The following is a 23,204-nucleotide window of genomic DNA, read 5'->3' on the forward strand; positions in this document are numbered from 1 at the left end:
CCGGAGGCAAAGCATGATTTTTGGGCGGCAGGCGCTTCTCCTGACGGCGTCGATCGCGCTCGCGGCGCCGGCCTGCGCGGAGGAGATCGTCCCGCTCGCGGGCTGCTACGAACGCGTCTACGACGCGGCCTGGCTCGCGGCCCATCGCGGGCAGATCGTGCGCAAGATCGCCCTCTCGGTCGCCAAGACGTCCGTCCCCGAGACGCCCGGCGAAAAGCAGCGCATCCGCGCCGACGCCATGCTCGCGATGTGGTCGGGCAAGACCGCCTTCAGCACGATCGGCGCCTGTTTTTGGGAGCGGACCGGCCTCGTCTGCAACGCCGCGCTCTCCGCGCAGGAAGCGGAGCGGTGCAAGAGCAAGGAAGACGGCGTGCGCGCCTGCCGGGTCTCGTTCAACGACTCGGGCTCTTTTGTTTTGGAGCAAAAGCCGGAAGGACTAATGCTGACGATCCGCGAGCGGTTGGAGCTTCCGGGCCCCGAGGCGCGCGGAAGCTACCTCTACCTCAGCCCCGCCAACGCCGAGAACCACGCTTTTCTGCTGAAGTCCGCGCCTGCGGAGCGTTGTAAATAGCCTGTAAGCTCAGTCGCTCCCGTCATTGCGAGGAGCAAAGCGACGAAGCAAACCAGAGCAGTCGTCCCGGCCCTGGATTGCTTCGCTTCGCTCGCAACGACGGGGTAAAGCCCGTTTTTGAGGCCTTGCCTCTGGATTTATCCCCAGAATTCACAAATTTCTCCACATGTTGTCTCCCTGTTAATATCTGCCACAATATCTTGACGACATCTTCAGACTCGCGCAGTGTGGAGACACAAGATCATGGCGCCACGGCAAGCGTTCCTCCCAACGTCTGGCTGTGTCCGGCTCCCGCCGGATGTCGTCATTAAGCTTGAGCGTAATCCTCGTATCCGGCGTTCCAACCTCGCGGGCCGATTCGACCGCGGGCGACGGCGCGCCTCTGAGTTCGTATTGGCGGACATTTACGTCGCGGGCCGGCGAACGGCTGCGCGCGAGCGCGGCCTCGCGCCTGAAGGAGATTGAAGGGCATGAAAATCGAGCGGCGTTACACCACGGCGGGCGAGTCTCCTTACGCGTCTATCGAGTTCCGCACGGCCAAGAGCGAGATCCGCAATCCCGACGGGTCCGTGGTGTTTTCGCTCGACGGCATCGAGGTCCCGGCCCAATGGAGCCAGGTCGCCTCGGACGTGCTCGCGCAGAAATATTTCCGCAAGGCGGGCGTTCCCGCGCGCTTGAAGAAGATCGAGGAGACCTCCATCCCCTCCTTCCTGTGGCGCTGCGTCGCCGACACGGAAGCCCTCGCCGCGCTCCCCAAGGATCAGCGCTACGTCTCCGAAATCTCCGCCAAGCAGGTCTTCGACCGGCTCGCGGGCGCCTGGGCCTATTGGGGCTGGAAGGGCGGCTATTTCGACGCCGAGGAAGACGCCCAGGCGTTCATGGACGAGCTGCGCTACATGCTCGCCATGCAGATGGCGGCGCCTAATTCGCCGCAATGGTTCAACACCGGCCTGCACTGGGCCTATGGCATCGACGGGCCGAGCCAGGGGCATTTCTACGTCGACTTCGCCAATGGCAAGATGGTGAAGTCGAAATCCGCCTATGAGCATCCGCAGCCGCACGCCTGCTTCATCCAGTCGATCGAGGACGATCTCGTCAACGACGGCGGCATCATGGATCTTTGGGTGCGCGAGGCGCGCCTGTTCAAATATGGCTCCGGCACGGGCACGAATTTCTCCAAGCTGCGCGGCGAGAAGGAAAAGCTTTCGGGCGGCGGCTCCTCCTCCGGCCTGATGTCCTTCCTCAAGATCGGCGACCGCGCGGCGGGCGCCATCAAGTCGGGCGGCACCACGCGCCGCGCGGCAAAGATGGTCGTCGTCGATGTCGACCATCCCGACATCGAGGCCTTCGTCGATTGGAAGGTGAAGGAGGAGGAGAAGGTCGCCTCGCTCGTCACCGGCTCCAAGATCGTCAAGAAGCATCTCAAAGCCATTCTGCGCGCCTGCGTGAATTGCGAAGGCTCGGGCGACGATTGCTTCAATCCGGAGAAGAACCCGGCGTTGAAGCGCGAGATCAAGCTCGCGCGCAAGAACGACGTGGCGGACAATTACATCAAGCGCGTCATCCAATTCGCCAAGCAGGGCTACAAGGATATTTCCTTCGACACCTATGACACGGATTGGGACAGCGAGGCCTATCTGACCGTCTCCGGCCAGAACTCCAACAACTCCGTGCGGGTGACGGATGAGTTCCTGCACGCGGTCGAGAACGACGGCGAGTGGTCACTCATCAAGCGCCTCGACGGCAAGGTGGCGAAGACGCTGCGCGCCCGCGATCTGTGGGAGAAGATCGGCTACGCCGCCTGGGCGTCGGCCGATCCGGGCATTCAGTTCCACACCACGATCAACGACTGGCACACCTGCCCGGCCGGCGGCGACATCCGCGCCTCCAATCCGTGCTCGGAATATATGTTCCTCGACGACACGGCCTGTAACCTCGCCTCGCTGAACCTGTTGCAGTTCCGCGATCCGACGACCAAGCGCATCGACGTCGAATCTTACGAGCACGCGGTGCGCCTGTGGACCGTGGTGCTCGAAATCTCTGTGCTGATGGCGCAGTTTCCGTCCAAGGAGATCGCGCAGCTTTCCTACGAATATCGCACGCTGGGCCTCGGCTTCGCCAATATCGGCGGCCTGCTGATGTCCTCCGGCGTCGCCTACGACAGCGAGGCCGGCCGCGCGATCACCGGCGCGCTTTCGGCGATCATGACCGGCGTCTGCTACGCCACCTCCGCCGAAATGGCGAAGGAGCGTGGCCCCTTCGTGCGCTTCATGGAAAACCGCGAGGCGATGCTGCGCGTCATCCGCAATCATCGCCGCGCCGCGTGTGGCGAGCGCGCGGGCTATGAGGGCCTCTCCGTCAATCCCGTGCCGCTCGACATCGCCGCCTGCGCCGACGCGCGGCTCGCCGAACATGCGGCGGCCGCCTGGGACAAGGCGCTCGCGCAGGGCGAACTCTATGGCTATCGCAATGCGCAAGTCAGCGTCGTCGCGCCCACGGGCACGATCGGCCTCGTGATGGATTGCGACACGACCGGCATCGAACCCGACTTCGCGCTGGTGAAATTCAAGAAGCTCGCCGGCGGCGGCTATCTCAAGATCGTCAACCGCGCCGTGCCGGAAGGCCTGCGCGCGCTCGGCTATCGCGAAAGCGAGATCGCCGAGATCGAGGCCTATGCCGTCGGCCACGCCTCGCTCGCCAATGCACCGGCGATCAACACGGCGTCGCTGCGCGCGCGCGGCTTCACCGACGAGAAGATCGCGGCGATCGACGCCGCCCTGCCGAGCGCCTTCGACATCAAATTCGTCTTCAACAAATGGACGCTCGGGCCCGACTTCCTCACCGGCGTGCTGAAGGTGACCCCTGAGCAGCTCGAGGACAAGAACTTCGATCTGCTGACGCATCTCGGCTTCTCTCGCCAAGAGATCGAAGCGGCGAATATTCACGCCTGCGGCGCCATGACATTGGAGGGCGCGCCCTTCCTGAAGGGCGAGCACTACGCCGTCTTCGATTGCGCCAATCCCTGCGGCCGCACGGGCAAGCGCTATCTTTCGGTCGACTCGCATATCCGCATGATGGCGGCGGCGCAGCCCTTCATCTCGGGCGCGATCTCCAAAACCATCAACATGCCGAATGACGCGACGATCGAGGATTGCGAGCAGGCTTATTTGCTCTCCTGGCGCCTCGGCCTCAAAGCCAATGCGCTGTATCGCGACGGCTCCAAGCTCTCGCAGCCCTTGTCGGCCCAGCTCATCCAGGGCGAGGACGAAGAAGACGACAAGGTCGAGGAGCTCATCGCGCAAAACATGCCGGCGCGCGCCGCCAATGTCGCCGAGCGCATCGTCGAGCGCGTCATTCACCAGTTGGTGCGCGAGCGCGAGAAGCTGCCCGATCGCCGCAAGGGCTATACGCAAAAGGCCGCGGTCGGCGGCCACAAGGTCTATCTGCGCACCGGCGAATATGCCGATGGGCGTCTGGGCGAAATCTTCATCGACATGCACAAGGAAGGCGCGGCCTTCCGCAGCTTGATGAATAACTTCGCCATCGCCATCTCGCTCGGCCTGCAATATGGCGTGCCGCTCGAAGAATATGTCGACGCCTTCACCTTCACCCGCTTCGAGCCCGCGGGCCCGGTGCAGGGCAATGACGCGATCAAGAACGCGACGTCGATCCTCGACTATGTGTTCCGCGAGCTTGCCGTGTCTTATCTCGGCCGCAGCGATCTCGCCCATGTCTCGCCCGACGACATCGGCCACGACGTGCTGGGCAAGGGCGAGCACGAAGGCAAGGCGACCGAGACGAGCGCCATCGTCTCGCGCGGCCTGTTGCGCTCCAAGACCGACAAGCTGATGGTGGTCCACGGCGGCGCCGTGGCGCTACGCGAAACGCCGGAAGTAACGCGCGAGGAAACCAGCGAGCCGCTCTCGCAGCTCGGCTGGACGGAGCCGACGAAATCGGTGCAAGGCATGGCGGAGAAACGCGCCGAAGCGCGGATGAAGGGCTATGTCGGCGAAGCCTGCCCGGAGTGCGCGAATTTTACACTGGTGCGCAATGGGACGTGCTTGAAGTGCGAGACGTGCGGAAGTACGACGGGGTGTAGCTGACCGCAGCTGAACGCGTGCGTGTGTGCGTGCGTAACCTCTCAACCGTCATGGCCGGCCTTGTGCCGGCCATCCACGCCGAGAGGCTGCACAAACGCTCCAAGGCCCGCACAGCGGCGCGGCGTGGATGCCCGCGACAAGCGCGGGCATGACGTTGGGTAGGCTCTTTTCAAAGGCTTCAAGAGCCCTCTCAGCCGTCATGGCCGGGCTCGTCCCGGCCATCCACGCCGAGAGGCTCCGCAAACGCAACAAGGCGCGCACAGGCGCGGCGTGGATGCCCGCGACAAGCGCGGGCATGACGGCCGAGAAGTTGCCGCTCACACACTCAGTTCGCCAAGTCTTCGTACAAATCACGCCACTCTGGGTTCATGTCCAGAATAAGCCGCACCTTCCAGGCGCGCGGCCAGTGTTTCATTGTCTTCTCGCGCTGAATAGCCGTGCGAATGTCCTCGAACGGCTCGTACCAAACCAGCCGCTTCAGGCCGTACCGCTTGGTAAAGCCATCGATGACGCCTTCTCGGTGCTCCCAACCCCGGCGCGCAAGATTGCTCGTCGCGCCCAGATAAAGCGTCCCGTTTGGTCGATTGGTCACGATGTAAACCCAGCCGCCGCGCATCTTGCGATGATATCGCCAAGGCTATGCCGCTCAAGCCCCGCGTGCTGTTTCATGGTCGGGGAGAAGCAGCGCGACAGCCCATTAACCGTCATGGCCGGGCTCAGTCCCGGCCATCCACGCCGAGGGGCTGCACAAACGCTCCAAGGCGCGCACAGCGGCGCGGCGTGGATGCCCGCGACAAGCGCGGGCATGACGCGGAGAGGTTTGAGGCTCACGTGGAAACGTGCATGCGCCCCTTTCGCACCCACCCCAAAATCCCCCGCCCGAACCTTGCCGCCGTGCCCCTTCCGCTCCCTTTAACAAAGCGAGAGCGCGGTTGGTTCAGGCGGCTTCGTCGCGCCGCGCTCGGGGAGCACCGGAATGGAAACGCAAAAAGCTCTTACGCCCGAGCAACGTGGCGAGCTGCGCGAGGTCGTCGGCGTGTTCGACAATCTCGACCAGATGCAATCGGCGATCGACGATCTCCTCGTCGATGGCTTCGACCAGGCGACGATCAGCGTTCTGGCGCCGCAGGCTGTCGTGCGCGAAGCGCTCGGCGACTCTAGCCTTTCGGCGGAAAAGCTCGGCGGCAGCGCGGCGGCGCCGCACGGCGCTTATATCGACCCGGAGGCCCGCAACGAGGCCAAGGCGGGCCTGATCGGCGCGCTCTTTTATATCGGCGCGGTCGGCGGCGCCGGCATGGCGCTGGCCGCAGGCGGAACGCTGGGCGCGGCGATCGCGGCGGCGCTGGCGCTCGGCGGGGGCGGCGGCATCATCGGCGCGACTCTCGCCCAGCTCCTGGGCTCAGCGGAGGCGACCTGGGTGAAGGCGCAGATGGCCCATGGCGGCATGCTGCTCTGGGCGCGCGCCTGGGACGAGGCGAAGGAGAAGATCGCCATCGACGTCATGCAGAAAAACGGCGGGCACGACGTTCATGCCCGCTCGGCCGCCGCCTGAAAAAAACCCTCCCCCGCGCATCGGCGAGGGAGGGATGTTTCATCACCAGAGCCAGCCTGGTCCCCAGCCGACGCTCAAGACCCCGGGCCCGCCCCAGCCGCCATAGCCCCAGGAGGGATAGCCCCCGGAGGGATAACCCCAGGTGCTGCAGACATTCACCCAGCGGCGCCGCCAACCCCAGTAAGTGCGAATGACTCGGGGCCGCCAGCAGCTTCCATAATCGTCCCAATAGGGCCAGCCATAGCCGCCCCACCCCCAACCGGCGCCAAGGAGGCCTGCGCCATACAGCGGCCAGCCGCCCGCATAATAACCCCGGTGGCGCCACCAAGGCCGCCGCCAGCCCCAGCCTCCCCAGCCAAGCGCCGCGCGACGGTAGCCGAAGCCACCCCATGGGCGCGCCCAATGCCCGCCCCAGGCGAGGTTACGCCCGCCCCAGCCGAGGTGGCGCCCGCCCCACATGCCGTATGGGCGCCCGGCCCAACCGCCGCCGAACGCGCCCCAGCGGTGACCGCCGCCGAAAACGCCCGCGACAGGGGCCCCGCCAAGGCGTCCCGGTCCGAACATCGCGCCGCCGCCCCCAAATCCGCCGAAGGGGCGCGCCATTCCGCCGCCCGCGAATCCGCCGTGGCCAAATCCGCCCCCGCCGAGCCCTCCAACCGGTCCGTGAGCAAATGCCCCGCCGCCCATGCCTGCGCCGAGGCCGCCGCCCCCAAATCCGCCGAAGGGGCGCGCCATTCCGCCGCCCGCGAATCCGCCGTGGCCAAATCCGCCCCCGCCGAGCCCTCCAACCGGTCCGTGAGCAAATGCCCCGCCGCCCATGCCTGCGCCGAGGCCGCCGCCCCCGAGCCCGCCGCCGCCAAGGCCGCCGCCGCCGAGGCCGCCGACCCCGCCATGGGCGAAGCCGCCGCCGGCCGGCGCGCCGCCGCCGCCGCCGCCTACGCGCATTTGTGCGTCGGCCGCTCCGGTCTGCGCGAACAGAGCGGCCGCCAACGCCGCGCCTGCCAGAGCGGCGTAGAATTTCCGGGTAACCATCTCCGCCTCCTTGCCGAAAGGCGGCGCGCGGCGAAAAAAGCGTGGGCGCGCGTCTTCTGCCGCAACGCCGCCAGAAGCCGCTAGATGCGGCCGCCAATAGGCAAATCAAGCAACACGCGCCTGCCCTGCCGCCAGGCTAGCGCCCGGATGATTTTTTCGCCGTGTTGCTATTATGCAACGACGCATGCTCCGCAATATCTGATATGGATCGTATAACCGACTATTTTATTTCTATTATGAGAGACTGTCCGCGCGTTGTTTGCGCCGCACAATTTATAGTGAATCACCACACTTCTAGACGTTCCTATCTCTAGTGCGTCTTGTTCCTACCTTTATTTTGCCTAAACGCCTCTCTACTGACAGCAGCCACGCTGGCGCGATGATCGCCGGCGCAAACCGCCGCGAGCACGCATGTGCGAGGAGGAGACTGCTATTGAGGAAAATATTGATTGGAGCCGTCGCGCTGGTTGCGTTTCCCGGCGGCGCCCAAGCAGATTGGGTCGGTAAGGCTTCCTATTACAAACTCGGCGGACGCACCGCGAGTGGCGGTCATGTCGGCGCCTATACGGCGGCCCACCGCACATTGCCCTTTGGATCGAGGGTGCGGGTCACCAATCTGGTGAACAATCGATCCGTCGTCGTCACCATCAACGACCGCGGACCCTTTAGAGGCGGCCGCGTGATCGACGTCTCCGCGACGGCCGCAGACGCGCTGGGGTTCCGCTCGGCCGGCGTCGCCCATGTGAAGGTCGAACCCGTTTCGGCCATCGCCGAGGCCGATTAGACTAGAAGCTCGGCGAAACGGCCGACCTGTTCCAGCGTCGGCGCGACGCTGACAAGCGCGTCGTCGCGCCCCGCAAGACGCGCGCGCACGCTGGCGTGCGGCCAGTCCGCCGGCGCTGGGGCAAGCCCCGCCCGCGCGGGATTGTCAAGCACCATCCCAACTTCATCCGAAGCTCAAGCGCAGGATGGATACGGTTTCAGATTTGTAAGATCGTGTATCAAGGGAATTATTGAGAACTACTGGTCCCCAGGAGGCCTTATTCGGAACACATCTTTCGTTGCCACCCTTGGATCTAGTCGCATCGCTTCGGTGTGGTCTGCAATGGCATTGTGAACCTCGCCCTTTGCCGAATATGTTTTGCTGCGAGCCTCAAAAACCATCGCTTCAAGAAATGGGCGCATTCTGTGTCTGAGCGCGGCGGTGAAGTCGCCTATCGCTCGGTCGAGTTGGGCGTCGGCGAAATAAACAATACCCCTTTCATATAGATTATAACCAAGCAAGAAGTGTAAAGCCTCTCGTGGGTTTTGGTAGCTACCGTCTTTAGCTTCTTCGGGGGCTACCCTAATAGCCTCGCTGAAATCGGCAATGGCGCGGGCGTAGTCGCCCTTCCACTTGTAGACGTTACCTCGAGCCGAATATAGAGGCCCGTTTGCTGGATTGATCCGGATCGCCTCCGTAACGTCCGCGATGGCGCGGTCATAGTGACTTCGGGAGTAGGCTAATCCGCGGTGGAAATAAGCGCTCTCAAGATCGTCCCCCTTCCTAATCAGACGCGTGCATGCGTCGATTATTTGATTCTTGTCCTTTCCCTCTTTGCATTCAACCGGATCGCGATCGGCAGCGAGTGTTGTCGGCGTCAGCCATGCCCAAAGAAGGATCGATGTAATAGAAGATCTAAAGCACATGGCTGTCTCTCCCGCCCGGTAGCCCATTTAAGAATACGGTCACCTCAGTCCTGCCAAAGGGTAGGCGATGCTTTGGCATAGAAATCAAGCCGCCAAAATGAATCCAGCAGACCATATCGCTTTGCTCTCCAACTGTAATTACCCAGCCCTGTTTCGGCGCGCATTGAAATGGACCCGCATAGCCGGAGCGCTCGGGCCGGTTTCTTAGAGCCCGACCGAAAATTGGTTGATCGGCCTCGTGGCCTTTGATTCCGCGGAATTACGGTGACAGGAATTACGAATATCGGTGACAGTACATCAATTACGAGATTGCGCGGTCTTCGCCTTCCCTGTTTTCGACCCGCGTCCAGCTAATCCCTCAATAACGCCACCAAACCGCGCCGATCAAACCGCGCTCCGCCGGGGAATTCACGCCGCCGAGCGCGCTGACGGCTCCCAGTTGCAGGGAGAACGCGGAGGTAAGGTCATAGACCGCGCTCAACTGGAATTTCTGCGCCGCGACGAGGGTCGCTATTCCCCCGCGCGGCGCGAGCGCCGAGAAGCTTTGCGCCATCACCATGAGGCGGTCGGTCGGCCGAAGCCCCGCGGTGAGATCCAGGCGGATTTCATCGCCATTCTGGCCGCGCGTCCGATAGCCGATCTGCGCATCGAGAAAGCCCGTGAAGCCGAACAGGCTCACAGAGCGCCCCATCAGGAGGCGCGCGTCGAATTGCGTCGAACCGCGCATATCGAGGAAGCAACGCGCCGCGCTCGACGCCGCGCGCAGACTCGTTTCGGCCGAAACCACATGGTCGGCGTCAGCGTAAAGCTGCAGGCGCACGCCCGCGGCGCCGAGGCCGAGCCCCTGAAATTTTATGCCCTTTTCCGCCGGCAGAATGAGCGGCAAGCCGCCCTTCGCTTGCGCGATCAGCGCTTCGAGTTGCGTGAGCCGCGCCGACTCGCCGCCGCCGTGAAAGCTCATCGCGCTTCCCTCGGCGACGAAGGTCAGCCAATCGGTCACGCCATGTTCGAGGTAGAAGCGGTCTTCGAATTTTCGATAGGAGGGCGTTTGCGCCAGCCGGCCGCTGGCGTCGAAGGCGCCTCGCGCGTCGGCGAAGGCGGTTGTGAGGATAAGCTGCCCGTGACCTTCCGGGTAAAGCCAAGCGCCCGCCCGTGCGGTAGCAGGGCTAAGTAGATAAATAAAAATAAAAAATAACGCCGACGCACGCATGAGAGCACGCCAATACAGGCGCCCAAACGACGCCTGTTGACATTGACGCTACAGTAAACGCTGCGCGCGTGACAATTGGAATTTAAACGGGCTGGGCCGTTCTACTTATACCCCTCGATTGTTCTCTTTCGTAAACGCTTTGCCTTTGTAGAAGACCTCTTCCAACTGCAGCCCGCCCTTGCGATCGAAGGCGTCGGCGCGCAGGCGCAGCTCGCCATTCTCGAATTCCACGCCGAGCATGGCGTAGGCGGCGGAAATCATGCGCGCCGCCGCTCCCGTGTACCAGCTCCATCCGCCGCGGCCCGCATATCCCTCGCCCTCATAGACGTCGGCCGGCTGCTGATGCGGCGGCAAGCCGTAAATATCCGCCTCCGCCGGCGTGCGCAGCTTGGAGATCGGCGAGATGGCGATCCAGCTCTCGAACGCCAGGGCGAAGAGTTCCTGCGCGGCTTTCTCGTCGCCGGCGGTTTTCGCCTCTCCGCCGAGCTTGGCCAGCGCGTCGACGAACCACGAGACGCCATGCGAATATTGCCCACCATTCTCGCGCACGCCCGGCGGATATTCGGCGCTGCGGCCGGGATGGGGGTCGGAATGTTCGTCGAAGGGCGGCGTGACGAGCAGGATGCGGTTCGAGCGGCCGAGTACGGCGAGCGCCTTCTCGATCGCCTCGCGGCCGCGCGCCGCATCCACGGCATGGGTGAGCGTCGGCCAATGGGCGGTCATGGCGCTCATCGGAGAAAGCTCGCGGCCGTCGTCGGCGAAGTCGCGCACATAGCGATCGCCGCGCCAGCATTCCGCCAAGGCTGCGCGCAGCTTCTCGGCGCGCGCGAGATAGCGCGCCGCGCGGGCGCCGTCGCCCTTCGCCTCGAATAACGGCGCGATATCGACCAAGATGCCATGCAGGAAGAAGCCGAGCCACACGCTCTCGCCGCGCCCCTGCGCGCCGACGAGATGCATGCCGTCGTCCCAATCGCCCGAGCCGACGAGCGGCAGGCCATGGGCGCCGAAACGGTCGAGCGTGTAGTCGATGGCGCGGGCGCAATGGCCCAGCAGCGTGTCCTTGTCGCGCGAGTTGAGCGGGACGGTCGCTTCGCCCTCCTGATCCATCGGCACCGGATTGGCTTCGAGGAAGCTCTCCACCGCGTCGAGGATCGCCGCATCGCCCGTGCCCTTCACATAGCGGATCATGACATAGGGCAGCCAAAGATGCGGATCGGAGGAATGGGTGCGGTCGGCGAGGCCCGTTCCGCCATTGGGGGCGCGATGCCACCATTTGCAGGCGTCGCCTTCGAGATACTGATGCCTGGCGTGCAGCAAGATCTGCGCGCGGGCGCGCTCGGGCGCGAGATGCACGAGCGGAATCACGTCCTGGAGCTGATCGCGATAGCCCGTTGCGCCGGAACGTTGCGCCGGTCCGGTGCGGCCCCACAGGCGCGAGGCCAAAAGCTGATAGGGCAGCCAGTCGTTGACGAGACGATCGACGTCCGGGCGGTTGGTCTTGATGCGCAGCACCGAGAGCTGTGCGTTCCAGGCCGCGTCGCTCGCCGCGAGCTGCGCCTGCGCGTAAACCGGATCGTGGGCGAGAGAGGCGAGACGCTTCGCCTCGTCCAGCGTGGTCGTCTGGCCGAGCGCGACGACGACGGTCGCCTCCCCGCCCGCCGCCACGTCGATCGAGCCGGAGAAAGCCGCCACCTTGCGCTCATGCTCGGGCGCGCCGGCGTCGGGATGGCCGTGCTCGACCATGTAGGGAAGATAGGGATTGCGGCTCTCGTGGCCGAGGAAGCGGCGGCGTGACGTCTCGGCGAATTCCGCCGGGATCGAGGTCGTGACGAAGGCCCAGCCCTTGACGAAATTATTCTGAGGATTGCGGAAGTAGATCGAGCGCACGTCGTCGTCGATGACGGATTCCACGACCCCGAGGCTCTCGTTGGGAATCTCGGCGAGAATGACCTCCATCGCCGGCACGATCTGCAGCAGCCGCTCGTGATCCGCCTTGTTGCGGATTTTGAGCAGGCGGAATTCGATCGGCTCCGTAGGGCTGACGAAGACCGTCATCTCCAGCTCGAGATTGTCGCGCTCGGAGCGGAAAACCGCCGAGCCCGGCGCGAATGTCACCTCATAGCGCGCGTCGCGCTGGCGTAGCGGCACGAAGGTCGGGCTGTGCGGGTCCGTCCGGGCGAGATCATAGACATAGATCGTCTGTCCGGGCGGCGCCGCGCGGCCTTCGCCCATGCGGAAGGGCGTGAAGCTGTTGAGCCGCGAGTTGCTGGAGAAGGAGAAGATGTCGCCGTCGTTCGTCAGCACGCAGCCCTGGCCCACGGCGTTGGCGATGACATGGGCGAAGGGACGCGGCGTGCCGGGCGCAAGCGTGAGGCTGCGGCCGTCTTCCGAGAAGGCGTAGCGATGCTGCGCCGGCGTCGGCGGCATGACGAGCGCGCGGCGGCGCGTCAGCGCCTTATCCAGAACGTCGGGCGCAATCGGCGCAAGGCCGAGGTGGCGCGTGACCGAGGCCGTCGCGCGGCCCATGTCCTTCGCCCAGCCGTCGACGACGATAAGCTCGGCCGTGCCGGCAGGCGCGATGTCGATCTCGACGCGCAGGCTCGCGCAGGGCTCGAAACCATAGAGAAGCCCTTCGTCCTCGGGGCTGCGCGGCGCTTCCCCCAGGCCATTGAGGCTGTCCGGCGCGTTGGTGGGGCCCATGCCGTAAAAGCGCGATTTGACGTCCTCATAGCCGAGGATCGTCATCTTCGTGTCCGGACCGGCGGCGATGGCGTGGAAGCCGATCTCAGGCGAGAGACGGCGGTCGGCCTGACGCCGCGCGCCGCCCTTCAGCAGGCGGTTCTGCGCGAAAATGGCGTTCAGCGACTGCACGTACCACGTGCCGACATGGATGGCGTTATAGGCCGCGTCGCGCAGCTCGACCGCGGTCTCGTTCAGCACCCATTCGCGTAGCGAGGCGAGCGTGAGCTTGCGGGGCCGCTGCTCGAGATTGACGACCTTGATATGCTGGATCTCCACCGCCTCGTCGGGGGCGAGCGAGACGCGCGCCTCGACGGCGAAGCCATTCTGCTCGGCGATGAAGAAGAGGCAGTTTTCGCCCGCGTCGGTCAGTTGCGCGCAGGCGCCCGGGCAGCGCGTCGGCGCCTCGCCCACCGACCAGAGTTCGCCGCCGTCCTCGCGCAGGAACAGGAACCGCCCGCGCGGATGGGCGTGATCGTCGGGGCGCCGGGTGAGATCGATCGCCGGGCCGCCGCGCGCGACGCCCTCGATGCGGATCGCGCCCTGCCCGTCCTGGAACCATTCGCTGGTCATCAGGCCGTTGGTGAGCTTCAAGGGCCGCGAGCCGGGCGCGCCGCCGGCGCCGGTGATCCCCTCGAGCGGTATCTTCTGCGCCTGCGCCAGCCGCCCGAGCAGGAAGAGCACCAGCCCCAGAGCAATGAAGCCCGCATAGGCGAGATAGCCGCCCACGAGATAGGTGTAGGACGGCGGACGCGAGCCGGCCATCTGCTCGGCGGCGCTCCAGGCTTTGTCCCATTCGGCGCCGCGCGGAATGTAGAACGGCAACAACAGCGGCGCCCAGGTGCCAAAGCGCCGGATGCCTTCGGGAATGGCGCGGCTCACCTGCTGCTTGCCGACGAAACGCGCCGCCCGCTCGTCCAAAGCGTCGCCGCCGACGAAGGAGAGGTTCACGAGCGTCGCGACGCGCAGGCCCATGTGATCGAACCAGATCAGCACGCGGATGACGTCATAGGCGAGGAGCGCCGTGAAAATGTCGAGGCTCCAGGAGCGGAACTCATTGTCCGGCAGGACGTAGCTCATCCAGGTCGCGACGCCGGTGCGGACAAGGCCGTCCTGATTGTACCAGGTCGGATCGGGCGTGGCCTTCAGGAAGGAGTAGATGACCGGCGCCATCCATAGGCCCCAGCGCAGCACGCGCACGGCGTTCTCGACCAGCATGTCGAGACCTTCCCAGCTCGCGAGCTGCTTGAGCGGCTGGAGGCTGCGCCTCACCAGCGCGGTCAGGAAGAAGAGATTGATCGAGAAGAGCGGAGCCGCGAAAACCCACTGAATGACGCCGGAAAGCGACTCGTCGTAGAGAAGCCGCACGCCGCCGTCGACGACGCCGAGATTGGTCGCGCCCCATTTCGAGAACAGCGGCCGGACAATATAGGCGTTCAGCGGCCGCCCATCGGCGGCGTAGTCGAGCGAAACATAATCGAAGAACTTCCGCACGACCGTGCCGAGCTGGTCCGCGTCGAAATACCAGGCAATGGCGCCCGCGACCGATGCGCCGAGCAGCGCGGCCAGCATATAGACGCGCCAGCTTCTGAAATGCTGGCGGCGATCGCGCATGAGCGCGGCGAGGTCGAACGCCAGGTCGACGCCGGCATAAATAAGAACGCCGGCGGCGGCGCCGAAGAGGAACCGGTTGCTTCCGCTCTGCGAGGGGAGATCGATCATCAGTCCGATCGCCACGGCTGCGCCCGCGACGGCCCCTCGCGCGAAATTCGCCCGACGCCGATAGGCCTCTTGCAGGCGCCCGAAAAAGGGCGGCGTCGAATCCGTGCTCTCCACGATCGTGCGCGCGAGCGGATAAAGCGCCGCGCCGATGATGGCGCCGCCGAAGGGGCCGGAATAGGCGATGGCGGCCGCCGCCGGCGGGAAAGAGACGACGAGCCCGGCGATCAACAGCAAGCCCATGAAGGTGAAACCGTAGACCGCGCCCTTCTCCGCTCCGGTCTTCCAATCCTGATAGACGACGACGGAGAGCGACGGCGTCGCCCGCAGCAGGCCGGCGATCGCCTGGGTGACGAGATAGGTCTCGCCCCAGAGACCGGCCTGCGCCAGCCCCTCGGCGACGGCCGCTGCAATGGCGGCGATCGGGGCCGGCACATAAGGGGTGACGAATTGGGAAACCGCCGTCGCCATGAAGGGCGTCAGCGACGCGATGAAGGCGGAAGCGAAGAGAATGCCATGCGGGCGCCATTGCCGCGGCAGGAAACGGCCCAGCGCCAGCGGCACGCCGATGACAACGGCCTCGTTGAGGAGAAATAGCGCCAGGGTCCGCGCCGCGATTTTCGCCACCGGCTCAGGAACGTCGAGGCCCAGGAACAAAGCCGCGCCGATTTGCGTCATGGGCGGCGCGCCAAAGGCGATGAACAGGCTGAACAGGAAGGGCAGAAGAAACAGCGCGCCGCGCAGCCGCATGCGCGAGCGCGCCGTCAGCGCAACCGCGCCGCCAATGTAAGCGACCGTCGCGACGCCGGCGCCCACAGGCGAGAAGCGGAAGAGCTGCTCCAGCGTCTCGGGCGCCCGCCAAAGCACGCCGGAACGGTCGCAGAGCGCCGCGAAAACGCCCACGGCGATGAAATCGATCGCGAAATTGGCCGCCTGACGGTTCGTGTCGCTCGCCGGGCGCAGGAGATAGAGAGCAGCGGCGGCAAAAAAGCCGGCGATCAGCAGATGCGTCGGCCCGCCGGAAGCCTCCAGCGCCGCAACGGCGGCGAAGACGAGTCCGAAAAGAACCCGCTCGACCAGAGCCACGCCAGTTTCCGATTCGCCATGGGCGTTCGCCATGGGGGTCCTCCGCGCGTATTTCGCCGCGTTTGCTGGTTAATTGCCGGAATCACCGGCAGCCTGACGATTCCCTAGCCGGAGCATGGGGGAAAAGTCGACTCCCCGCCTCAGCTACGCCCTTGCGGCGCTTCGCAACTCCCGCCCAAGCCGCTATAGTAAAAGAACTCTTAAGTTGCACACGCCGGCCGAGGGCGAAGCGAGTGAGCGACATGGAAGATCCTTTGCCTGCAAGACCCGACAACGGCCGCCCCACAGCCCTCAAAAAGCCCGCGCCCGCCCCCGCCGAACGGATTTCGTCCATCGTCGGCGGCGAAAGCGGCGTCGGAAAGGCTGGCGACGCGGATAAGCAGGCCCAGGCGCCGCTCGAACAGCGCATGGCCAGTCTCGCAGCCGCCCTGCGCCGCGCGCGCATAGAAAATGCAGAGCATTCGGCCGCCCTCGCCGATCTTCGCGCCGCCGAAGCAGCGCGGCTCGAACTCCTCTGCGACGCGCTCGCCCCCGTGCTGGCGCAAGTCCCGCCCGACTGCGATATTTTCGACATCGCCGTCGCGCCCGGAGAGCGCCCGCGCCTGTTCATCGACCAGATCGGCTTCGTCGAGATGGACCGCGACCGGCGGACCTATCGTTTTCTACAGGACACGCGCCACGGCCGCATCACGCTGCGCGAGACCGCCGACATCGACGAAGCTGTCGACGCGGTGACCGATTACATCGCCCATCGGCTGATCGAGCGCGAAAAAGCGCTGGCGGTCGATTACGCCAGCGGCGGCGCCGCCCGCGCGCTGCGCAGCGGACCGCCGGCTGCCGTGAAAGAGCAAGAGAAAGAGAAAGTCGGCGCCCTCGACGGCAAGGCTTTCCGTCTCTTCCTCTATCTGGTCGAGTTTCTTGGCTCCGCGGCCTTCTTCGGCCTTCTCGCGGTCATCGCCGTCTGGGCCTACAAAACCTATGTCGCCGGCTGAACCAGCTCCTCGGCGCCCGCCTCGACGACTTCCCCCGCTTCGTTCAATTCGCGGCGGCGCAGCTTGATGCGCAAGGCGTCGCCCGCCCGCTCTATGGCGTAGAGATTATAGGCCGCCGCCGGATAATGGCCGCCCGGCCGGGCCGAGGCGGAGGCGACGCCGACGACCGGCGTCCGGCCATCGGGGTTCGCAATATAAGCAACGCTCGGCTTGTGGTTATGGCCGTGCAGGACGAGCTCTGCGCCATGCTTGGCGATCACCGCCTCGAACGCCGCCGCGTCATCGAGCCCGCGCAGCAGGCGCGCGCCGCCGACATGGGGCGGATGATGCAGGAATACGACGCGGGTGAGGCCCTCCGACCGCGTCTCGTCCAGAAGCGCGCCGAGCGCGGCGAGCTGTTTCTCGCCGAGCCGCCCCGAGGCGACGAATGGCGCGGTCGGCACGCCGGAATCGAGCCCGATCAGCGCCACGCCGGCGCGGCGGCGCAAATAGGGAAAGCCCGGCGCCGGCAATTCGCTGGTGGTCCAAGGTTCGAAGACCTCGTGCACGAGCTTCGTCACATCGGGCATATAGGCGTCATGATTGCCGGGCGTGAAGCTCACCTCTGCGGCGCCGCCGAGCGTGGCGAGCCAGTCCTTGGCGAGCGCGATCTCGGCCGGCAGGCCGATGTTCACAATGTCGCCCGTCATCAGCACATGGTCGGGCGACTGCGCGCGCATATCCGCAACCAGCCGCGCGAGCACGCCCATATCGTGTTGGCCGGCGCGCTTATAGAGCCAGTTCACATAGCCGGTGACGCGTTTCCCGAGGAGCTCGGCAAGATTGGGGCGCGGGATCGGCCCGATATGGGCGTCGGAGAGATGGGCGAGTAGGAAGCTCACATTCAACCTTTATTCGCGACCTTTATTCGGAGAGACGGTGTCGGGCGCCTTTGGGACCGCGCGCCTTCAGGCGCGCATTTTTAAGAGCGAGCCTGAAGGCTCGCGGTCCGCACCGTCAACAAGAATAGTCCTAGAGCCTTCCCGCGCCATTTGCCATAGTCGAAACATGAGACACCAGCCGCCCACGAAAACTGCGCCGGTCGAGGCGTCGCCGCAGCCGACGTTTCAAGCGCGGCTCGTCTCGCGGATCATCACCTTTGGCGCACTGTTCCAACGGCCCATGACGCTCGGCGTGCGCGGCCTCGTCATCGACGCCGACGATCGCGTGCTGCTCGTGCGCCACACCTATGTTCCGGGCTTCTATCTGCCGGGCGGCGGCGTCGAGAGCGGCGAGACCATGCTGCAGGCGCTGACCCGCGAGCTGGAGGAAGAGGGCGGCGTGCATATTCTGGGCGCGCCGGCGCTGCATGGCGTTTACCTCAACCGCCGCGTCTCGGCCCGCGATCATGTGGCGCTTTACGTGGTGCGGCACTTCCATTTCGACGGCCCGCGCGCGCCAAACCACGAAATCGCGGAGGCCGGTTTTTTCCCGCTCGGCGCCCTGCCCCCGGACGCGACGCCCGCCACCCGGGCGCGGATCGCCGAAGTCGTGGCGGGAGAGCCGGTCTCGCCCTATTGGTGATTTGACCGGCGACGGCGCAGTCGCCGCCAAATCCAAGGAGTTCGGCAGTGCCCTATGTGAACGTCAAAATCACCCGAGGCCCCGAAGTGACCCGTGAGAAAAAAGCTGCTCTCGTCGCAGGCATCAACCAACTGCTCGTCGACGTTCTGCACAAGCGGCCGGAGCACATTCACATCGTTATCGACGAAATCGACGAGGACAATTGGGGCTTCGCCGGAATGCTCACCACCGACTACCGCAAACAGCAGGCAGGCTGATTGTAGCATGCCGAGGCCCTCATAATTGCGCGCATGCCCAGAATTGGGGCCTGCTGTCGTCTTTTCGGGATTATAGATGAACCGCTTTCTTACCGCGCTCACCCTCCTCGTCGCGATCAGCCCCCTGCCCGCCCGCGCGCAAAGCGACGCCGTGCATATGCTCGATGCGATGTTCCAGACATTCGACGAGAACCGCGACGGCGTCATCACGACGACCGAGGCCAACCACTTCATCGACAAGACCTTCGCCGAGATGGACATGAAGCATACGGGCGCCATCTCCCGCGACGCCTGGATGCGCTTCAGCTTCGGCCTCGCCGACCTCGCTGCAGAGGAGGGCCGCTCGGACGCCTACGACCTTGCGAAATACAAGATCTTCAAGCGTTGGAACAAAAGCAAATCCGGCGCGCTCTCGCTCGACGAATATCGCGCCGGTGTGCTCGGCGACGCGCGAAAGGCCGTTGGCGGCAAGCCGAAGGATGGGGAAGACATGAAGATCGACCTCGCCGCCTTCAAACGCGCCCCTTTCGTGCGGCAATTGTTGCATAGTCTCTAGCGGCGGTTTTGCCTCCGGCGCGCGCCGCGTGCTATGGCCTCGCTCCGGCTCATGATCGACCTTGTCATCCAATTCTTCCCCATGACGGCCGCCGATGAGGCGCAGATCGAGAAACTCGACGAGCGCGCCTTCGGCCCTGGCCGCTACGCCCGCACGGCCTATCGCCTGCGCGAAGGCGTCGCGCCCGATCTGTCGCTCTCCTTTGTCGCGCGCGTCGGCACGCTGCTCGTCGGCGCCAATCGCATGACGCATATTCTCGTCGGCGAGACCCCCGCCCTTCTCTTGGGCCCGCTCACCGTCGAACCGGCGTTCCGCTCGCAGGGCGTCGGGGAGAAGCTGATGAAGCACTCCCTCGACGCCGCGCGCGCCGCGGGCCATGGGCTTGTGCTGCTCGTCGGCGATCTCGATTACTATTCCCGGGTCGGCTTCGCGCGCGCGCCGCGCGGCAAGTTCGTCATGCCCGGTCCCGTCGACCCGGACCGCGTGCTCTATTGCGAATTGCGTCCCGGCGCTTTCGAGGCCGCCAGCGGCCGGATGCGGCGCGCCTGATGAAACGTCCCCTGGTCGAACGCTATGACGCGCTCGTCGTCGAGCGCGGGCTTCATCCCGATGTTTCGCAGCGCGAGGCGGTGAAGCGGCTGCAGGCGCTGATCGACACGCTGGCCAAACCCAGAAAGAAGCCGGCCGGGCCGCTCGCGCGCGCCTGGCGCCTGCTCAAACCGGAAGAGCAGCCGCGCGGCCTCTATCTTTGGGGGCCGGTCGGGCGCGGCAAAACCATGTTGATGGATCTCTTCTGCGACATGGCGCCGGTCGAGAAGAAGCGCCGGGTCCATTTCCATGGCTTCATGTTCGACGTGCATGATCGGCTGCACCGGCTTCGCCGCGACGCGGCGAGCGGCGTCGCCGATCCGGTGACGCTCGTCGCACAGGAGATCGCCGCCGAGACGCGGCTGCTGTGCTTCGACGAATTCGCAGTGACCGACATCGCCGACGCCACGATTCTCGCGCGGCTCTTCGTGACGCTCTTTGCGCAAGGCGTCGTGGTCGTCGCGACCTCCAATGTCGAGCCGTCGCGCCTCTATGACGGCGGGCGCAACCGCGACTTGTTCCTGCCCTTCATCGCGCTCCTGCAATCGCGCATGGACGTGCTGCGCCTAGCCGCGCCGATCGACTATCGGGCGCGGCACGACTGCACCGGGGAGGTGTATTTCGCGCCAGTCGACGACAGCGCCCACGCCGCCATGGACGCGCTTTTTCTCGCCCTTGCCGGTGTGCGGCGCGGCGCCCCGGCGACCTTAGAAGTGAAACGGCGCACGATTTTCATTCCGCAGACGGCGGGGCGCGTCGCCAGGCTGAGCTTTGCGGATCTTTGCGGACGGCCGCTCGCGGCCTCGGACTATATGGAAATCGCGCGGCGCTTCGACGCCATCCTTCTGGATGACGCGCCCATTCTCGCGCCGGAGCAACGCAACGAGGCGCGACGCCTCATCACGCTGGTCGACGTGCTCTACGAGGCGCATGTGCTGCTGGCGATCTCCGCCGCCGCCGCGCCCGAGCTGCTTTACGACGCCCCGCATGGGAACGAGGCGCGCGAATTTCAGCGCGCCGTCTCCCGCCTCGCCGAAATGCGCGCAAGCGCCTATCTCGATCGTTGCGTCGCCGGGAAGGCGCTGGCGGCCAGAGCGTCGGGCGGCGGACGAAGCCTTAGGGCTTCGACATGCAGTCCTTGATGTCGCTCGCCTTCTTCATCTGCTCGAACGTATCCGTGCAATAGCGCGCGAGATCGGCGCGCTTCGCCGGATCATTGGCGACCGCCCGCATCCCCAGGGCGCCGTCGAGCAGCTCCTTCTGCGCGGCATGCACCTGCTTGCGCGAGAGCTGCGACGAGCAAGCCTCGTAACGCTTCAGCAAGGCGTCGCATTCAGGGATGCCGGTGGGATCGACGGCGAGCGCGGGCGTGACGGCGAAAACGAACAGGCAGGCAAGACGATATTTCACAGATCGAGGCTCCTTTACGAGTTGCGGTTCCGCGGGCGCTTCCCGCCAAGCGCGTCCCTGCCATCTGCCTTAGCGCGCTTTGCCAGAAACCGAAACGTGCTTCAGCGAAGGTTAACGCCCGAGGCCGCGCTCAATAAAGCGCATACCGTCCACAGAGCTTTTCTAAAAACACAACTCCCAGTTTAACTTAGGTGATACGCAAGGCGTCGAAGCTGCAAACGCAACCTCGAGCGCCCTCAGCCGGGCGCGTAACAACCGAAAGCCGCATGATCGACCAGGACAGAGACGCCGCCTTCGGACGGGGGTTGAACAGCATTCCGGTCCGTTTCTGTCTGATGAGCATGACCCTCTCGGGCGCCTGCGCCTTGGGCCTGACCTATCTCCTGCTCTACGCCATGGAGGGGGGGCCGGATTGGCGGATCATAGGCTTGGCCGTTCTTTTCACCGCCGCTTTGCCCGCGATGGTCACCTATGCGGCGGCGCATCGGCTGGCCGGATCCATTGTCGCGCTTCGCAAGAGCGCCGACGCTATCGCGGCCGGCGACGTCAACAGCCCGATAGACGTCGAATGCGCCTGCGAGGTGGGGGGCCTGGCCAAGAGCTTCCACAAGATGGTCGAGCGCCTCAACGCCAATATCCGGCGGATGAATGCGCTGGCGCATAGCGACGCCGTCACCGGCTTGCCCAACCGCGCCGCCATCAACCACGTCTTGTCCCTCGGGGCGAAGCGGAGCGACGCGCCGGGTGACTGCTTTGGTGCCCTGTTCTTCATCGACCTCGACGGCTTCAAGTCGATCAATGACGCCTTCGGCCATCAGATCGGCGACGCGCTCTTGAAGGCGGTCAGCCGGCGCGTCGCCGCCGAGGCGTTCCAACGGCGCTTCGAGGAGCTCGCCACCTGCACGACGGCCTTTGGAGAGCTTTGCGACGCCTGCCCCGAGGACATCGTTTTTGCGCGTTTCGCCGGAGACGAATTTGTCGCGCTCGTTCCAGAGGTGAACGAACCGTCTCGGATCGAGGAGATCGCGCGGGCGATCGTGGCCTCGCTCGAGGAGCCTTTCGAGATCAAGGGACAGAGGATTCAGGTCGGGGCCAGCGTGGGCGTCGCCCGGGCGCCGCAGGATGCGACGAACCCGCATGAGCTTCTCCGCCTCGCCGATATTGCGATGTACGCCGCAAAGCAAAGGGGCAAGAATAATTTCGTTCTTTTCGAGCCGGGGCTGCGCGCGACCGCGGTCGAGCGAAACGAGCTCGAATACGAGCTTCGCAAAGCCATTCACTCGGACGCCTTGTCCCTGCATTTCCAGCCGAAAGTCGAGTCGGCGGGCCTCTCGCTTTCGGGCGTCGAGGCCCTGCTGCGCTGGAGCCATCCAATTCGTGGCATGGTGCCGCCCGGCAAATTCATCCCGATCGCCGAGCACGCCGGACTGATGCCGGAGCTCGGCGCCGCCGTTCTGACTCTGGCGCTGCGGCAATGCCGGGCATGGGTGGATCAAGGGAAGCAAATTCCGATCGCGGTCAATGTCTCTCCGGCGCAATTCGACGACCCGCTTTTCGCGCCAAATCTCATCGCGCTGCTGACACAGCACGGCGTCGATCCCAGCCTGATCGAGATCGAAATCACCGAGACCATGGTGATGACCGATTTCGACGCCGCCGCGGCGCGCGTCGCCGCCCTGCGCGACGCCGGCTTGAGGATTTCCGTCGACGATTTCGGCGTCGGTTTTTCGAACCTCTCGCAGCTCGCGAAACTTCCGGTCAATTTCCTGAAAATCGACCGCTCGCTCACCGAGGCGGTGAGCTTCGATCCCAAGGCGCAGGCGATCGTCCGCGCGACGATCAATATGGCCCATGCGCTGGGTCACGCGACGATCGCCGAAGGCATAGAGACCGACGAACAAGCCGCCTTCCTGCGCCTCGCCGGTTGCGACATGATGCAGGGGTTTCTCTTCGCGCGGCCGATGCCGGCCGCTGAGTTCGAGAGATGGTTTGCCGCGCGAGAGGACTGTGGGCTTGAAGCGCAAGGGATTCGATCCGAGAAAGCCGCAAGCGCCGCCTGACGTGCCCTGCATTTACCCCCTCCCCAACCCTCCCCCGCAAGCGGGAGAGGGAGTTAGATTGTAGCCTTCATCGAGAGTGC

19 protein-coding genes are annotated in these 23,204 nt (G+C 65.0%); 11 read left to right on the forward strand and 8 right to left on the reverse strand.

Annotated features, from left to right (window positions below):
• Positions 1–13: 13 nt before the first annotated feature.
• Positions 14–571: a hypothetical protein gene (locus QNA11_RS06665; protein ID WP_283482405.1), complete on the forward strand. Its 558-nt coding sequence runs from the start codon at positions 14–16 to the stop codon at positions 569–571.
• Between the two features lie 470 nt (positions 572–1,041).
• Positions 1,042–4,674 (forward strand): vitamin B12-dependent ribonucleotide reductase, encoded by a 3,633-nt coding sequence (locus QNA11_RS06670; protein ID WP_283482406.1) that lies wholly within the window; start codon positions 1,042–1,044, stop codon positions 4,672–4,674.
• 322 nt (positions 4,675–4,996) lie between these two features.
• Here the strand turns inward: QNA11_RS06670 and QNA11_RS06675 are convergent, their stop codons facing one another.
• On the reverse strand, positions 4,997–5,287 hold the full coding sequence (locus QNA11_RS06675; RefSeq protein WP_283482407.1) for a GIY-YIG nuclease family protein: 291 nt from the start codon (positions 5,285–5,287) through the stop codon (positions 4,997–4,999).
• A 360-nt stretch (positions 5,288–5,647) separates the two neighbouring features.
• On the opposite strand from QNA11_RS06675, the gene QNA11_RS06680 reads away from it, so the two are divergent.
• Positions 5,648–6,223, forward strand: coding sequence for a hypothetical protein (locus tag QNA11_RS06680; protein ID WP_202072760.1), 576 nt, complete (start codon positions 5,648–5,650; stop codon positions 6,221–6,223).
• A gap of 42 nt (positions 6,224–6,265) precedes the next feature.
• On the opposite strand, the gene QNA11_RS06685 is transcribed toward QNA11_RS06680, so the two are convergent.
• Positions 6,266–7,255, reverse strand: coding sequence for a hypothetical protein (locus QNA11_RS06685; protein ID WP_283482408.1), 990 nt, complete (start codon positions 7,253–7,255; stop codon positions 6,266–6,268).
• A 433-nt stretch (positions 7,256–7,688) separates the two neighbouring features.
• Between QNA11_RS06685 and QNA11_RS06690 the strand changes: the two genes are divergently transcribed.
• Positions 7,689–8,039 carry a septal ring lytic transglycosylase RlpA family protein gene (locus QNA11_RS06690; protein WP_283482409.1) on the forward strand — a complete coding sequence of 117 codons (351 nt, stop codon included), beginning with the start codon at positions 7,689–7,691 and terminating at the stop codon, positions 8,037–8,039.
• On the opposite strand, the gene QNA11_RS06695 is transcribed toward QNA11_RS06690, so the two are convergent.
• The 4 genes from QNA11_RS06695 to QNA11_RS06710 form a co-directional block, all read right to left on the reverse strand.
• Positions 8,036–8,194 carry a hypothetical protein gene (locus QNA11_RS06695; RefSeq protein ID WP_283482410.1) on the reverse strand — a complete coding sequence of 53 codons (159 nt, stop codon included), beginning with the start codon at positions 8,192–8,194 and terminating at the stop codon, positions 8,036–8,038. The genes QNA11_RS06690 and QNA11_RS06695 overlap by 4 nt on opposite strands.
• A gap of 81 nt (positions 8,195–8,275) precedes the next feature.
• On the reverse strand, positions 8,276–8,944 hold the full coding sequence (locus tag QNA11_RS06700) for a tetratricopeptide repeat protein (RefSeq protein ID WP_283482411.1): 669 nt from the start codon (positions 8,942–8,944) through the stop codon (positions 8,276–8,278).
• A gap of 358 nt (positions 8,945–9,302) precedes the next feature.
• Entirely contained in the window at positions 9,303–10,154 is an 852-nt protein-coding gene (locus tag QNA11_RS06705; protein WP_283482412.1) for a hypothetical protein, read from the reverse strand.
• Positions 10,155–10,259: 105 nt separating this feature from the next.
• Complete coding sequence (locus QNA11_RS06710; protein WP_283482413.1) at positions 10,260–15,731, reverse strand: GH36-type glycosyl hydrolase domain-containing protein; 5,472 nt, start codon at positions 15,729–15,731, stop codon at positions 10,260–10,262.
• A 209-nt stretch (positions 15,732–15,940) separates the two neighbouring features.
• On the opposite strand from QNA11_RS06710, the gene QNA11_RS06715 reads away from it, so the two are divergent.
• Positions 15,941–16,690 (forward strand): hypothetical protein, encoded by a 750-nt coding sequence (locus QNA11_RS06715; protein ID WP_283484171.1) that lies wholly within the window; start codon positions 15,941–15,943, stop codon positions 16,688–16,690.
• Here QNA11_RS06715 and QNA11_RS06720 read toward each other — a convergent pair.
• The gene (locus tag QNA11_RS06720; RefSeq protein WP_283482414.1) at positions 16,675–17,571 is read right to left on the reverse strand and encodes a metallophosphoesterase family protein; all 897 of its coding nucleotides are present in this window, start codon (positions 17,569–17,571) and stop codon (positions 16,675–16,677) included. The genes QNA11_RS06715 and QNA11_RS06720 overlap by 16 nt on opposite strands.
• A 166-nt stretch (positions 17,572–17,737) precedes the next feature.
• On the opposite strand from QNA11_RS06720, the gene QNA11_RS06725 reads away from it, so the two are divergent.
• The 5 genes from QNA11_RS06725 (at position 17,738) to zapE (ending at position 20,796) form a co-directional block, all read left to right on the forward strand.
• Positions 17,738–18,253 carry an NUDIX domain-containing protein gene (locus QNA11_RS06725; RefSeq protein ID WP_202072754.1) on the forward strand — a complete coding sequence of 172 codons (516 nt, stop codon included), beginning with the start codon at positions 17,738–17,740 and terminating at the stop codon, positions 18,251–18,253.
• Positions 18,254–18,300: 47 nt separating this feature from the next.
• On the forward strand, positions 18,301–18,510 hold the full coding sequence (locus tag QNA11_RS06730; protein ID WP_283482415.1) for a tautomerase family protein: 210 nt from the start codon (positions 18,301–18,303) through the stop codon (positions 18,508–18,510).
• Positions 18,511–18,586: 76 nt separating this feature from the next.
• A complete protein-coding gene (locus QNA11_RS06735; protein WP_283482416.1) occupies positions 18,587–19,066 on the forward strand; it encodes an EF-hand domain-containing protein in 480 nt (159 codons plus the stop codon).
• 51 nt (positions 19,067–19,117) lie between these two features.
• Positions 19,118–19,615, forward strand: a complete 498-nt coding sequence (locus QNA11_RS06740; RefSeq protein WP_283482417.1) for a GNAT family N-acetyltransferase — start codon at positions 19,118–19,120, stop codon at positions 19,613–19,615.
• On the forward strand, positions 19,615–20,796 hold the full coding sequence (zapE, locus tag QNA11_RS06745) for a cell division protein ZapE (protein ID WP_283482418.1): 1,182 nt from the start codon (positions 19,615–19,617) through the stop codon (positions 20,794–20,796). The genes QNA11_RS06740 and zapE overlap by 1 nt, the downstream gene beginning before the upstream one ends.
• On the opposite strand, the gene QNA11_RS06750 is transcribed toward zapE, so the two are convergent.
• Positions 20,771–21,064 carry a hypothetical protein gene (locus QNA11_RS06750; RefSeq protein WP_283482419.1) on the reverse strand — a complete coding sequence of 98 codons (294 nt, stop codon included), beginning with the start codon at positions 21,062–21,064 and terminating at the stop codon, positions 20,771–20,773. The two genes, zapE and QNA11_RS06750, sit on opposite strands and share 26 nt — an antisense overlap.
• Before the next feature lie 266 nt (positions 21,065–21,330).
• Between QNA11_RS06750 and QNA11_RS06755 the strand changes: the two genes are divergently transcribed.
• A complete protein-coding gene (locus tag QNA11_RS06755) occupies positions 21,331–23,124 on the forward strand; it encodes a putative bifunctional diguanylate cyclase/phosphodiesterase (RefSeq protein WP_283482420.1) in 1,794 nt (597 codons plus the stop codon).
• Positions 23,125–23,204: the final 80 nt, after the last annotated feature.

Source organism: Methylocystis sp. JR02 (genome assembly GCF_030063565.1).
GTDB classification, from domain to species: Bacteria; Pseudomonadota; Alphaproteobacteria; order Rhizobiales; family Beijerinckiaceae; genus Methylocystis; species Methylocystis iwaonis.